Here is a 12,398-nt window from a genome sequence, read left to right on the forward strand (position 1 = left end):
CCTGTTACGCCCTCGGGGTTCACCCGGGTCAGCGGGCCCCGTACGGGCCGGGTGAGGCGCACAGCGGTGTGCCCGCCGGGCCGCCGAGCCGCAGTCTCTGTACTGCCGCGACTCCGTGCCGTGACCCGGGCGTCGGCCGTCCGGCAACCCCGGCTCCGGCCGACGGGGCGCGGACAGCAGGGCCGAGCACCGTCCCGGGAAGCAGCGGGGGGCGCTGTGCGTTGCGTCGGAGTGGTACGTCGAATGCTGTGTCACACCAGGCACGGCAATGCGCGGAAGGGGCCCGATGGAAGCCGGCAGCAGGTGGACGACCTGGTGGCAGAAGCGTGAACGTCAGCGGGCCCGGTCGGCCGACGCGGACAGCCCCGCCGCCAGACTGGATCAGCTGCTGGGCGCCGTGCGCGCCGGCTTCCCGCTCGCACCCGCCGCCCATCCGGCCGGCTACCGCTGTTCCTGCGACCGGGTGGCCTGTCCGGCCCCCGCGCAGCACCCGGTCTCCTTCGCCTGGCAGAGCCAGGCGACCACCGAGCCGGAGCAGGTCGCCCGCTGGCTCTCGCGGGACCCACTGGCCAACTTCATCACCGCCACCGGCCGCGCCCACGACGTCCTGGACGTCCCGGCCGAGGCCGGCCGGCTGGCGCTGGAGCGGCTCGCGGCGCAGGGCGTCGAGGGTCCGGTGGCCGCCGTCGGCGAGGACCGCTACCTCTTCTTCACCGCCACCAGGGGCACCCCGGTGGACGAGGACGAGTGGTGGCCGAGCGCGCTGGACTCCACGCCGGACACCATGTCCGAGCACCCCGGTCTGCGCTGGCACTGCCGCGGCTCGTACACCCTGCTGCCGCCGGCCGCGCTGCCGGACGGCTCGCAGGTGCGCTGGCTCCGCGGGCCCGAGCAGCCGCTGCCGGATCCGCTGCGCGTCCTGGACGTGCTCACCGACGCCTGCACCGAGGTGGGCGCGGTCGCCGAGGAGCAGTGGCTGATCGGCTAGCGCGCCCACCCGGGGGAGCGGGCTACGGCAGGGTGAGGACCTCGGCGCCGTCGGCGGTGACGACCAGCGTGTGCTCGAACTGGGCGGTCCGCTTGCGGTCCTTGGTGACGACCGTCCAGCCGTCGGCCCAGATCTCGTAGTCGTAGGTGCCCAGGGTCAGCATCGGCTCGATGGTGAAGGTCATCCCCGGCTTGATCACCTCGGTGGCCCGCTCGCTGTCGTAGTGCGGGACGATCAGGCCGGAGTGGAACGACGTGTTGATGCCGTGCCCGGTGAAGTCCCGCACCACGCCGTAGTCGAAGCGCTTCGCGTAGGACTCGATGACCCGGCCGATCACGTTGATCTGCCGGCCGGGCTTGACCGCCTTGATCGCCCGGGCGAGCGACTCCCGGGTGCGCTCCACCAGCAGCCGGGACTCCTCGTCCACGTCGCCGCAGAGGTAGGTGGCGTTGAGGTCGCCGTGCACCCCGTGGATGTACGCGGTGGCGTCGATGTTGACGATGTCCCCGTCCTGCAGCACGGTCGAGTCGGGGATGCCGTGGCAGATCACCTCGTTGATCGAGGTGCAGATCGACTTGGGGAAGCCCCGGTAGCCGAGGTCGGACGGGTAGGCCCCGTGGTCGCACATGTAGGTGTGGGCGACGGCGTCCAGCGCGTCGGTGGTGACGCCCGGCGCGATCAGCTTGGCGGCCTCCGCCATCGCCCGGGCGGCGATCCGGCTCGCGATCCGCATCTTCTCGATGGTCTCGGCGGTCTGCACCTCGGGCCCGGTGTACGGCGCCGGCGCGGGCCGTCCGACGTACTCGGGGCGAGCGATGTGCGCCGGGACCTTGCGGGTGGGGGACTGGATGCCGGGTACGAGAGCCATGGTCGCGAGTCTATCCGCCGGTCCCCGGCCCTCCGGGGGTGTGCGGGACGGGCGGCCGCGCGCGATGATCAGTGACGACAGGCCCATCGAACGGGAGTGACCGCCATGCCCCTGGGATTCCACCGCAAGCCGACCGGACTGCCGGGCGAGTGGTTCTACTGCATCAAGCACGCCAAGGTGGAGGAGGGGCCGGAGTGCCCCGCCAAGGACCGTCTCGGCCCGTACGCCAGCCGTGAGGAGGCGGCCCACGCGCTGGAGACCGCCGAGGAGCGCAACCGGGAGTGGAAGAACGACGACGAGCGCTTCGACGGACGGCCGACCGAGGGCTGACCCCGCGACCGGCGCTGCCCCGCCCCTGGCCCGCCACCGCGGCGGGCCAGGGGCGGCGCAGTGTCAGGCGCCCCGCGGGCCGACGTACTTGGCGCTGGTCAGCGGGGCGAGGACCCGCCAGCCCAGCGTGCGGTACAGCGCGCGCCCGTCCGGCGTCCCGGCCAGCACCCCGGTCTGGGCGCCCCGGTCGTGCGCCGCGCCCGCCAGCGCCCGCATGACCAGCGAGCCGAGGCCCTTGCGGCGGTGCTCGGCGGAGGTCTCGATCTGGTCCGCGACGGCGGTCGCGCCGCAGACGCCGATCTGGCCGCGGGCCGCCAGTGCGCCGTCCTCGGCGGTGACCAGGGCGCGGACGACCTCGCCGCGGGCCCAGGTGCGCAGGCGGTAGCCCGCGGGGGCGGTGAGCGCGGGGGCGGGGGCCAGCCGGACGGTCATCAGGTAGGCCGGCTCGTCGTCGACCCACCAGTCGGGTCCGAGCCAGGGGGCGATGACGGCGGGCTCCGCGAAGACCTTGAGCCACGTCCCCCGGGCGCGCACCGCGCCGGCGACCTTGCGGACGTCGGCCTCCCGTACGGCGGCCCCGGTGGCGTCCAGGACGTGCCGAGTCACGTGGTCGGTGAGGCCGACGTCGACGGTGTAGCCCCAGGGCTCCACGATCGGCGGCGCGGCCGACCGCGACACGACCCAGCCGTCCACCCAGCTCCGTACGACGTTCTCCGCCGTGGTCTCCAGCATGGCCACCCTCCGCTCGCCGGACGTCAACGGAGCCCAGGGTAATAGTCTCAAGCCATCGGTGTCACTTACTTTCTCGAAGCATGGCACCGGACCGGGCCGGTCAGACCGCCGCCCGCGCCCGTGCCTCCTCGGCCTTCGCGTGCTCGGCGCGCACCGCCGCCGCGTGCGGGTCGGTGCGGTCGTCGTACGAGAGCAGCCGGGGCAGCGCGGCGGCGAGCGCCAGCACGCCGACCACGCAGGCCACACCGCCCGCCCAGACCGAGGCCCGGACGCCGACCAGACCGGCCATCCCGCCCGCCCGGACCTGGCCGAGCTGCGGGCCGACCGAGTAGCTGAGCAGCTCGACACCGGCCATCCGGCCGCGCACCTCGTCGGGGATGGACTGGTTCCACATGGTCGAGCGGGCGATCCCGCTGATCTGGTCGGCCCCGCCGGCCAGGGCGAGGCAGAGCAGCACCGGCCAGACGGCGCCGCAGAGACCGGCCAGGGCCATCGCCGCGCCCCAGCCGAGCGCGGCCACCACCAGCAGCCGGCCGTGCCGGTGGACCCGGGACGTCCAGCCGCTGGTCGCCGAGACCGCCAGCGCGCCCACCGCCGAGGCCGCGTACATCGGGCCGAGCGCCCAGTCGGCGCCCAGCTCCGAGGCCAGGAAGGGGAAGATCGCCACCGGGAAGGCGAACAGCATCGCGCAGACGTCGATCGCGTAGGTGCCCAGCAGGTCCTTGCGGCTCCAGGCGTAGCGGACCCCGGTCAGGACGGCCCGCACGGACGGCTTCTCGGCGCCGGTGGGCGGCGGCACCGCGCGGATCCGGGCGAGCAGCAGCAGCGAGGCGCCGAAGGTGAGCACGTCCAGCGCGTAGGCGGTCTGGACCCCGGCGAAGGCCACGATGATCCCGGCCAGCGCCGGGCCGGCCACCGAACCGGCGTTGCGGTAGAGCGAGTTGAGCGCGAAAGCGGCGGTCAGCTGGTCGTGCGGGACGATCCGCGGGGTCAGCGAGTCCAGGGCCGGGCGCTGCAGGCCGTCGGTCGCGGCGACCAGGGCGGCCACCAGGTAGACCGGCCAGAGCACCGGTGTCGGCAGCAGCGCGTTGATCAGCAGCAGACCGGTGAGCAGGCCGAGCCCGGCCTCCGAGAACAGCACCAGCTTGCGCCGGTCCAGCGCGTCGGCCAGGGCGCCGCCCCAGAGGCCGAAGACGATCAGCGGCACCAGCTCGAAGGCGCCGACCAGGCCGACCGCGAAGGAGGAGCCGGTGAGGTCCTTGATCTGCATCGGCACGGCGACGTAGGTGAGGAAGCTGCCGAGGCTGGTGATGCAGCCCGAGAGCCAGAGCAGCCGGAAGTCCCGGGAGGAGTGCCAGGGTGCCAGGTCGGGGCGCAGGGAGGTCAGCAGTGTCCGGACTCGCCCGGACGGAGGTGGTTCGGCGTCGTTCACGAACGACCATCCTCGGCGCCGCCCCCTCGGGGCCGCAACGGATTTTCGCCCGTCCCACCGCCTCGGGTGCCGTCTGCCCCCGCCCGCCGCTACCAGCGGCTGAGCCCCGGCCCCGAGCCGAGCCGCCCGGCCAGCGCCGCCAGCCGGCCGAGCGCGCCGCGCCGGGCCGGCGCCTGCCCGGCGGCGGCGCTGACCAGGTGCTGCGCGAGGTCGAACGGCTCCTCCTCGCCGGTGCCGACCGCCAGCCGCTCGTGCGCCAGCCCCGCCAGCTCGCCCCGCTCGGCGGGGCCGTCCAGGGCGAGCACGGTCGCCCCGCCCCGTCGCGCGTCGTGGACCCGTTCGAGCAGTGGCGCCCCGGCCGCCGTGGGCGCCACCACCAGCACCGTCGCCCCGCGCCCGGCCTCGGTCAGCCGCCGCAGGCCGTGCGCCAGATGGGCCGGCGCCCGAGCGGGCACCCGGTGCCGCAGCAGGGTCGGCGCCAGCCGGGGGACGTCGGACCAGGCCGCCTCGTCGTCCAGATGGGCGGCCAGGTGCCAGGGCTCGTACTCCTCGGTGCCGACCAGCAGCAGCGCGCCCGCCCCGCGCCGGGAGACGGCGTGGCGCAGCGAGCCGGCGAATCCGCCGACCGCCTCCAGCCAGCCCGTGCCGGTCAGCCGCTCGCGGAGTGCCGAAACTCTCACCTCGTCCATGGGCCACAGAATGTCGCGGCGGGCCGGGCGTTTGGCAGGATCGGCCCATGACTTCCCTCGATTCAGCGACAAACCCGGCCCACGAGCTGCCGGACGTCTCGCAGCTGGTGGTCGGTGTCCTCGGTGGCACCGGCGACCAGGGGCGGGGGCTCGCCCACCGGCTCGCCAAGGCCGGCCAGCAGGTGATCATCGGTTCCCGCGACGCGGCTCGCGCCGAGGCCTCGGCGGCCGAACTCGGCCTCGGCGTGCGCGGCGCCGACAACGCGACCACCGCGCGCGAGAGCGACATCGTGATCGTCGCGGTGCCCTGGGACGGGCACGCCGCCACCCTCACCGCCCTCCGCGAGGAGCTGGCCGGGAAGATCGTGGTGGACTGCGTCAACCCGCTCGGCTTCGACAAGCAGGGCGCGTACGCGCTGGTGCCGGAGGAGGGCAGTGCCGCCCAGCAGGCCGCCGCGCTGCTGCCGGACTCCCGGGTCACCGCCGCCTTCCACCACCTCTCGGCGGTGCTGCTCCAGGACGAGTCGGTCGAGCGGATCGACACCGACGTGATGGTGCTGGGCGACGAGCGGGCCGCCACCGACCTGGTCCAGGCGCTGGCCGCCCGGATCCCCGGGATGCGCGGCATCTTCGCCGGCCGGCTGCGCAACGCCCACCAGGTGGAGTCCCTGGTCGCCAACCTGATCTCGGTCAACCGCCGCTACAAGGCCCACGCGGGCCTGCGGATCACCGACGTCTGACCGGCGCCGGGGCGCGCCGATCTCACCCCCGGGCCGGGCCCGGGGGTGAGATCGGCGAGAATGGGGGCCGTCCGTCACCCGGCCCTAGGAGCCCCCCGCCATGCCCCGCACATCCCTCTTCGCCTCGATCGTCGTCGTCCTCGCGCTGGCCGCAGCCGTGGTCTCCCTGGTGCGGGGCGACTGGGTGGGCCTGGTCTGGATCCCGCTGGCCGGCGTGGCCAGCAACGTCCTCTGGCTGAACCTGCGCCGGGCGAAGCTGGCGAAGGCCGCGGCCGAGCGCGCCGCGGCCTCCTGAAGCCGGCCGGCTAGTTCTTCCAGAAGGTGAACAGGTCGTGGCCGACCTGGGCGTACAGCCGGTCGACGCCGAGCAGGTCCATCACGCCGTAGACGGCCTCGAAGAAGTAGTGGTTCACCTCGGGCTGCCAGAGCAGCGCGAAGATCGCCAGCATCCCGTACGGGGCGAACGGCTCGACCGCCCGGCGGGCCTTGTGGGACAGCCAGGGCTCGATGATCCCGTAGCCGTCCAGACCCGGCACCGGCAGCAGGTTCAGCAGGGTCGCGCTGAGCTGCAGCATGCCGAGGAAGCCCAGGGCCAGCGCCAGCGGCGACACGCTCGGCTCGTAGCCGTTCCAGGCCGCGTGCACCTCGGTGCCGTCCAGCCAGCCGGCGCCCACCGGGACCAGGATCAGCACCGCGGCGGCCAGGTTCACCAGCGGGCCGGCCGCCGAGATCAGGCTGTGCTTGAGCCGCCCGTTGATCCGGTGCCGCTCGATCCAGACCGCCCCGCCGGGCAGGCCGATGCCGCCGAGCAGCACGAAGACGATCGGCAGCACGAAGCTGAGCAGCGCGTTGGCGTACTTGAGCGGGTTGAGCGTGAGGTAGCCCTTGGCACCGACGGTGATGTCGCCGCCGTGCAGGGCGGTGCGGGCGTGCGCGTACTCGTGCAGGCAGAGCGAGACCATCCAGCCCGCCACCACGAACAGGAAGATCCCGAACCGGGCGTTGCCGTAGCCCGCGTAGACCGCCCAGCCGGAGGTCGCGAGGGTGGCCAGCATGGCCCAGAACACCGGGCTGATCCGTCGGTCCTCGCGGCGCGAGCGCTGCGTTGCGGCGAAGGTCATGACGTGGTCGCTCCGGGGGTCTGGGGTGCGGGCAGGGGACCGATCATGCCCGGCGGGCCCGTTGCCGGACAAGCCGTCCCCGGTGAACGTCCGGAGCAGCGGTCCCGGTTCCGGTCTCCGGGGCCGGCCCGGAAATGCGTGCGTGGCACGACCCTTCATCGACCAGAATGGGCGGGTGCACTACGGCATCCTCGGTACCACCACCGCCCACCACGACGACGGCACGCCGGTCCCGCTCGGCGGTGCCCGGCTGCGGGCGCTGCTCGCCGCGCTGGTCCTGCGGCAGGGACGGCCGGTGCCGGCCGACCTCCTGGTGGACGAGGTGTGGGACACCGAGCCACCGCAGGACTCCTCCGCCGCGCTGCAGACCCTGGTGGGCCGGCTGCGCCGCACCGTCGGCCGCGACCAGGTCGGCTCCGGCCCGGCCGGCTACTGGCTGACCGAGCCGCGGACGGACCTCGGCGACTTCCAGCGGCTGGCCGGCGAGGGCCGCCGGGCACTGGAGGAGGCCGACCACGCGCTGGCCGCCGAGCGGCTGCGCGCCGCCCTGGCGCTCTGGCGCGGACCGGCCCTCGCCGACCTCCCCGACCGTGGCGGCCCCGCCACCCGGCTGGAGGCCCAGCGGGACGAGGCCCGCCGGCACCGGATCACCGCCGACCTCGGCCTCGGCCGGGCCGCCGAACTCACCGCCGAACTCGCCGAGCTCTGCGAGCGGCAGCCGCTGGACGAGCCCCTGCAGTACCTGATGATCCGGTCCCTGCACGAGAGCGGGCGCACCGCCGAGGCGCTGCGTCACTACGAGCGGACCAGGCACGCCCTGGCGGACGAGCTCGGCGTCGATCCGGGCCGCCGCCTCCAGGACCTGCACGCCGAACTGCTGGCCCCGGTCGGGGCGCCAAGGCCGTCCGGGCCGCCGCCGGCTCCCGAGCAGGCACCGCCGGCGGCGCCGACCCGCGGCGCGGGCAATCTGCGCGGCCGGCTCACCAGCTTCGTCGGCCGGGAGGACGACCTCGGCGCACTGCGCACCGCCCTCGCCGGCAGCCGGTTGGTCACCCTGACCGGCCCCGGCGGCTCCGGCAAGACCAGGCTCTCGATCGAGGCCGGCCGCGTCGAGCAGGCCGCCGGCCACTGGCCGGACGGCGTCTGGCTGGCCGAACTCGCCCCGCTGGAGAGCCCGCTCGCCGTCCCGGCCGCGGTGGTCTCCGCGCTCGGGCTGCGCGAGACGCTGCTGCACACCGGCAGCCTGGTCGCCGAGGCGCTGGAGAGCCGCGCGGAGGATCCGCTCCGCCGGCTGGTCGAGTACTGCGGACACCGCCGGATGCTGCTCGTGCTGGACAACTGCGAGCACCTGATCCAGGCCGCCGCCGACCTCACCGACCAGCTGCTCGCCGAGTGCCCCGGCCTCACCGTCCTCGCCACCAGCCGCGAACCGCTCGGTGTCCCCGGGGAGAGCGTCCTGCCGGTCGAGCCGCTGCCCGACCCGGTCGCGCTGCGGCTGCTCGTCGAGCGCGCCGCCGCCGCCCGCCCGGGCTTCGACCCGCAGAGCGATCCGGCCGCCTGCGCCGAGATCTGCCGCCGGCTGGACGGCCTGCCGCTCGCCATCGAACTGGCCGCCGCCCGGCTGCGGGTGATGACGGCCCGCCAGATCGCCGACCGGCTGGACGGCCGCTTCGCGCTGCTCACCGGCGGCAGCCGCACCCTGCTGCCCCGTCAGCAGACCCTGCGCGCGGTGGTCGACTGGAGCTGGGACCTGCTGGGCAAGCAGGAGCGGGCGGTGCTGCGCCGGCTCTCGGTCTTCGCCGGCGGCTGGCGGCTGGAGGACGCCGAGGCGATCTGCGCCGACGAGGCCGAGGTGCCCCGCGAGGAGGTCGCGGACGCCCTGCTCTCGCTGGTCGACAAGTCGCTGCTGGTGGCCGACCTGGGCGGCGAGGGACTGCCCCGTTACCGGATGCTGGAGACCATCCACGAGTACGCCACCGAGCGGCTGGCCGAGGCGGCCGAGCGGAGCGAGACCGGGCGCCGGCACCTCGAGCACTTCCGCGAGCTGGTCCGGACCGCCGAACTGCGCCTGCACGGACCGGAGCAGCTGACCTGGCTGGCGGTGCTGGAGCGGGAGCAGGAGAACATCCGGGCGGCGCTGCGGCGGGCGGTCGACCGCGGCGACGAGCACGAGGCACTGGTCCTCGTGCTCGGCATGAGCTGGTACTGGTCGCTGCGCGGCTTCGGGCTGGAGGCCCGGGAGTGGTACGAGGCGGTGGCCGCGCTCGGCCCGGACCCGTTCGACCCGGCCACCCTGCCGCTGCGGCCGCTGGAGCGGCCGGTGCTGGAGTACGGCATGCCGCTGCCGCCGAGGGTGGCCGAGGAGGCCCGCCGCGAGGTGGTGATGTACCGGCTGGTCGGGCTCTTCGAGGGCAACCTGGAGGTGCTCGGCGACCCGGAGGCGCTGCGGCTCTCCCGGAACCTGCTCGACGCGTACACCCCGGACCTCCCGCAGGCCTACCGGTTCCCGGGCCTGATGCGGGTGTTCGGGGCGTTCCTGGCCGGCAAGCTGGAGCTGCTGCGCGACCTGCTGAACGACGCGGTGGACGGCTGCCGCGTGCACGGCAGCGACAACGACCTGGCGTTCATCCTGCAGATCCGGGCCAAGATGATGAACGACTGGCCCGGCGGGATGGAGCAGTCCCTGCGCGACGGCGAGGAGTCGCTGGAGCTGTTCCGGCGCTGCGGCGACCGGTGGGGGATGTCCCAGGCCTACGCGGCCCGCGGCGAGTCGATGTCCAACGAGGGCCGGTCCGAGGAGGCCGTCGTCGCGTACGAGCGCGCCATCGAGCTGGCCGAACTGCTGGGCGCCCCGCAGGAGGTGCCGATGCTTCAGGTGCAGCTGGGCGGTGCGATGCTCGGCATCGACCTCGACGCCGGCGAGCGGCACATCCGGGAGGCCCTGGCCTCGGTCGAGCCGGGCGAGAGCCACGCGGCCAACGGCGCGCTGCTCTTCGGGCACCTGATGCTCTGCGCGGTGCACGCCCAGCGCGGTGAGTTCGACGCCGCGCTGCGCGAGCTGGACCAGCTGAGCGGGACCAAGGTGGGCGGCTTCGCCCCCGGCCTGGTCGGCGGGCTGCTGACGGTCACCCGGGGCTGGATGGTGGCCCGTTCCGGGGATCCGGACCGCGGGATGGAACTCCTGCGGGAGGGGCGACGGTTGCTGCGCGAGCTGACGGACACCACGAGCGGTTTCGCGGAGCAGATGTCCGTGATGATGGTGCTCCCGGCGGTCGGTGTCCTGTGGGCGTACGCCGAGCGGGACGACGACGACGAGGCGGCCCGCCGGGCGGCGGTCCTGCTCGGCGCGCACGTCGGTCTGACCGGGCCCAAGGGCGGCTACCTGGAGCGGGTGGAGAGCGAGCGGACCGAGGAGGGTCTGCGGGCCCGGCTGGGTGAGGACGCCTTCGCCGAGGCCCGCGCGCTGGGCGCCTGCCGCTCGATCGCCGAGGCGAACGCGTTGCTGGAGCGGATGATCGACTGGCCGGCCGGCTGACCCCCCGTCCCAGGGGTCGGCCGGCCGGCGGACCAGGTGGTGCGGGCCCTCAGGTCCGCTTGCGGAACCGGGCCACCGCGAGCGGCGCGAAGACCGCGGTGATGCCGATCGACCAGCCGAGCACGATGAGCACCGGGTGGGCCACCGCGCCCTCGCCGTTGAGCAGCGCGCGGCAGGCGTCGGCGAGCGCCGAGAGCGGGTTCACCTTGGTGAAGGACTGCAGCCAGCCCGGCATGGTGTCGGTCGGCGCGAAGATCGAGCTGCCGAACTGCATCGGCATCAGGACGAGCATGGACACTCCCTGGACGGCCTGGGCGCTCTTCATCGCCATGCCGAGCAGCATCGAGATCCAGACGATCGACATGCCGAAGACCAGCGAGAGGCCGACCGCGGCCAGCGCCTCCAGCGGTCCGGTCTTCACCTCGAAGCCGAGGATCAGCGCGAAGCCGATCAGGATGGCGAAGGAGACCAGCGCCCGGCAGGTCTCCGCGGCGATCTTGGAGAGCAGGACGGCGGAGCGTCCGATCGGCAGGGTGCGGAAGCGGTCCATCACCCCGGTCTGGAAGTCGCTGTTCAGACCGGTGCCGACGGCCATCGCCAGGGTGAGGCCGGTCTGCCCGAGCAGACCGGGGATCATGTACTGCTTGTACGCGTCCTGGCCGCCGGAGATCGCCCCGCCGAAGACGTAGACGAAGAGCACGGTGAAGATGATCGGCATCAGCACCGCGTCGAACATCGACTCCGGGTCCGCCTTGATCCGCATCAGGTTGCGGCGGGTCAGCGCCCCGATGTGCCGGAAGGTGCCGGCCAGGCCGATCCGGGTGTCCTCCACCCGGGCGGGGGCGAGCGTTGCGGTGGTCATGCGACGGGCTCCTTGGCGAGGCTCGGGGCGGCGGCCGCGACGGTCGCGGGCTTGCCGGTGATGGTGAGGAAGACCTCGTCCAGGCTGGGGACCAGGGTGTCGATGCCGGCGATGGCGAAACCGCGGGTCCCGAGCACCCCGACCACGGCGGTCAGCTGCGCCTCGGCGGTGATCGGGACCGACAGCAGGCCGGTGTCGGCCGAGACGGTGGCCCCGGCGATGCCGCTCTCGCGCAGGCAGCGGGCCATCTCGGAGAGCTCGCCCGGGTGCGCCGGGCGGACCTGCAGGGTCTGGCCGCCGACCTGGGCCTTGAGCTCGGCCACCCCGCCGGAGGCGATCACCCGGCCGCGGTCGATCACGGTCAGCTCGTTCGCGAGCTGCTCGGCCTCCTCCATGTACTGGGTGGTGAGCAGCACGGTGGTGCCCTCGCCGACCATCCGCTGCACCTCGTCCCAGACCTCGTTGCGGGTGCGCGGGTCCAGGCCGGTGGTGGGCTCGTCCAAGTAGAGGACCCGGGGCCGGCCGATCATGCTGGCGGCCAGGTCGAGGCGGCGGCGCATGCCGCCGGAGTAGGTCTTGGCGACGCGCTTGGCGGCCTCGGTGAGCGAGAAGCGCTCCAGCAGCTCGGTGGCGCGGGCCTTGGCGTCCTTGCGGGAGAGGTCCAGCAGCCGGCCGATCAGGTAGAGGTTCTCGTAGCCGGAGAGCATCTCGTCGACGGAGGCGTACTGGCCGGTCAGGCCTATCGTGCGGCGCAGTTGCTTGGGCTGGCGCAGCACGTCGTAGCCGCCGACGAAGGCCGTGCCGGCGTCCGGCTTGATCAGCGTGGAGAGGACCCGGACGAGCGTGGTCTTGCCGGCGCCGTTCGGGCCGAGCACGCCGAGCACGGTGCCCTCGCGGACGGTGAGGTCGACACCGTCGAGTGCCTTGGTCGCGCCGTAGTGCTTGACGATGCCGCGCACCTCTACGGCATTGCCCGCGGCGGGCCCCCGGTCGTTCGGGGCAGTGGCGATTCGTGTCATGCCCCCCAGACTGTCCGCCCCCACTGACAGTCTGCTGTCACGGTGTGCCCGAGCCCGGGCGGCCCGCTGTCATCCCGCTGTC

12 protein-coding genes are annotated in these 12,398 nt (G+C 74.1%); 5 read left to right on the forward strand and 7 right to left on the reverse strand.

What is annotated here, in order from left to right; genetic code table 11:
• Positions 1–286 precede the first annotated feature (286 nt).
• On the forward strand, positions 287–988 hold the full coding sequence (locus ACIF6L_RS07250; RefSeq protein WP_359802798.1) for a bifunctional DNA primase/polymerase: 702 nt from the start codon (positions 287–289) through the stop codon (positions 986–988).
• A gap of 22 nt (positions 989–1,010) precedes the next feature.
• Here the strand turns inward: ACIF6L_RS07250 and map are convergent, their stop codons facing one another.
• Positions 1,011–1,856: a type I methionyl aminopeptidase gene (gene map / locus ACIF6L_RS07255; RefSeq protein WP_329487390.1), complete on the reverse strand. Its 846-nt coding sequence runs from the start codon at positions 1,854–1,856 to the stop codon at positions 1,011–1,013.
• A 105-nt stretch (positions 1,857–1,961) separates the two neighbouring features.
• On the opposite strand from map, the gene ACIF6L_RS07260 reads away from it, so the two are divergent.
• The gene (locus ACIF6L_RS07260) at positions 1,962–2,186 is read left to right on the forward strand and encodes a hypothetical protein (protein WP_329487389.1); all 225 of its coding nucleotides are present in this window, start codon (positions 1,962–1,964) and stop codon (positions 2,184–2,186) included.
• Positions 2,187–2,249: 63 nt separating this feature from the next.
• On the opposite strand, the gene ACIF6L_RS07265 is transcribed toward ACIF6L_RS07260, so the two are convergent.
• From ACIF6L_RS07265 to ACIF6L_RS07275, 3 genes are all read right to left on the reverse strand, one after another.
• Positions 2,250–2,918, reverse strand: a complete 669-nt coding sequence (locus ACIF6L_RS07265) for a GNAT family N-acetyltransferase (protein ID WP_396486940.1) — start codon at positions 2,916–2,918, stop codon at positions 2,250–2,252.
• A 100-nt stretch (positions 2,919–3,018) separates the two neighbouring features.
• The gene (locus ACIF6L_RS07270) at positions 3,019–4,350 is read right to left on the reverse strand and encodes an MFS transporter (RefSeq protein ID WP_329487387.1); all 1,332 of its coding nucleotides are present in this window, start codon (positions 4,348–4,350) and stop codon (positions 3,019–3,021) included.
• A gap of 89 nt (positions 4,351–4,439) precedes the next feature.
• Positions 4,440–5,039, reverse strand: a complete 600-nt coding sequence (locus ACIF6L_RS07275) for a hypothetical protein (protein WP_329487386.1) — start codon at positions 5,037–5,039, stop codon at positions 4,440–4,442.
• A gap of 47 nt (positions 5,040–5,086) precedes the next feature.
• Between ACIF6L_RS07275 and npdG the strand changes: the two genes are divergently transcribed.
• A complete protein-coding gene (gene npdG / locus ACIF6L_RS07280; RefSeq protein ID WP_329487384.1) occupies positions 5,087–5,779 on the forward strand; it encodes an NADPH-dependent F420 reductase in 693 nt (230 codons plus the stop codon).
• Between the two features lie 100 nt (positions 5,780–5,879).
• A complete protein-coding gene (locus ACIF6L_RS07285) occupies positions 5,880–6,074 on the forward strand; it encodes a hypothetical protein (protein WP_329487383.1) in 195 nt (64 codons plus the stop codon).
• Positions 6,075–6,084: 10 nt separating this feature from the next.
• Here ACIF6L_RS07285 and ACIF6L_RS07290 read toward each other — a convergent pair whose 3' ends face one another.
• Positions 6,085–6,900 (reverse strand): site-2 protease family protein, encoded by an 816-nt coding sequence (locus ACIF6L_RS07290; protein WP_396486939.1) that lies wholly within the window; start codon positions 6,898–6,900, stop codon positions 6,085–6,087.
• A gap of 142 nt (positions 6,901–7,042) precedes the next feature.
• Here ACIF6L_RS07290 and ACIF6L_RS07295 point away from each other — a divergent pair, with 142 nt between their 5' ends.
• Complete coding sequence (locus tag ACIF6L_RS07295) at positions 7,043–10,435, forward strand: AfsR/SARP family transcriptional regulator (RefSeq protein WP_396486938.1); 3,393 nt, start codon at positions 7,043–7,045, stop codon at positions 10,433–10,435.
• A 49-nt stretch (positions 10,436–10,484) separates the two neighbouring features.
• Here the strand turns inward: ACIF6L_RS07295 and ACIF6L_RS07300 are convergent, their stop codons facing one another.
• Together ACIF6L_RS07300 and ACIF6L_RS07305 are read right to left on the reverse strand one after the other, a co-directional pair.
• A complete protein-coding gene (locus ACIF6L_RS07300) occupies positions 10,485–11,297 on the reverse strand; it encodes an ABC transporter permease (RefSeq protein WP_329487379.1) in 813 nt (270 codons plus the stop codon).
• The gene (locus ACIF6L_RS07305) at positions 11,294–12,316 is read right to left on the reverse strand and encodes an ATP-binding cassette domain-containing protein (RefSeq protein ID WP_396486937.1); all 1,023 of its coding nucleotides are present in this window, start codon (positions 12,314–12,316) and stop codon (positions 11,294–11,296) included. The genes ACIF6L_RS07300 and ACIF6L_RS07305 overlap by 4 nt, the downstream gene beginning before the upstream one ends.
• Positions 12,317–12,398 lie beyond the last annotated feature (82 nt).

Source organism: Kitasatospora sp. NPDC086009, from assembly GCF_044540385.1.
GTDB lineage: Bacteria > Actinomycetota > Actinomycetes > Streptomycetales > Streptomycetaceae > Kitasatospora.

Bases quoted from the DNA above. Each gene is read 5' to 3' on its own strand.
- ACIF6L_RS07285 (WP_329487383.1), top strand. From the start codon at position 5,880: ATGCCCCGCACATCCCTCTTCGCCTCGATCGTCGTCGTCCTCGCGCTG.
- ACIF6L_RS07290 (WP_396486939.1), bottom strand. From the start codon at position 6,900: ATGACCTTCGCCGCAACGCAGCGCTCGCGCCGCGAGGACCGACGGATC.
- ACIF6L_RS07260 (WP_329487389.1), top strand. From the start codon at position 1,962: ATGCCCCTGGGATTCCACCGCAAGCCGACCGGACTGCCGGGCGAGTGG.
- ACIF6L_RS07305 (WP_396486937.1), bottom strand. From the start codon at position 12,316: ATGACACGAATCGCCACTGCCCCGAACGACCGGGGGCCCGCCGCGGGC.
- ACIF6L_RS07265 (WP_396486940.1), bottom strand. From the start codon at position 2,918: ATGCTGGAGACCACGGCGGAGAACGTCGTACGGAGCTGGGTGGACGGC.
- npdG (WP_329487384.1), top strand. From the start codon at position 5,087: ATGACTTCCCTCGATTCAGCGACAAACCCGGCCCACGAGCTGCCGGAC.
- map (WP_329487390.1), bottom strand. From the start codon at position 1,856: ATGGCTCTCGTACCCGGCATCCAGTCCCCCACCCGCAAGGTCCCGGCG.
- ACIF6L_RS07275 (WP_329487386.1), bottom strand. From the start codon at position 5,039: ATGGACGAGGTGAGAGTTTCGGCACTCCGCGAGCGGCTGACCGGCACG.
- ACIF6L_RS07250 (WP_359802798.1), top strand. From the start codon at position 287: ATGGAAGCCGGCAGCAGGTGGACGACCTGGTGGCAGAAGCGTGAACGT.
- ACIF6L_RS07300 (WP_329487379.1), bottom strand. From the start codon at position 11,297: ATGACCACCGCAACGCTCGCCCCCGCCCGGGTGGAGGACACCCGGATC.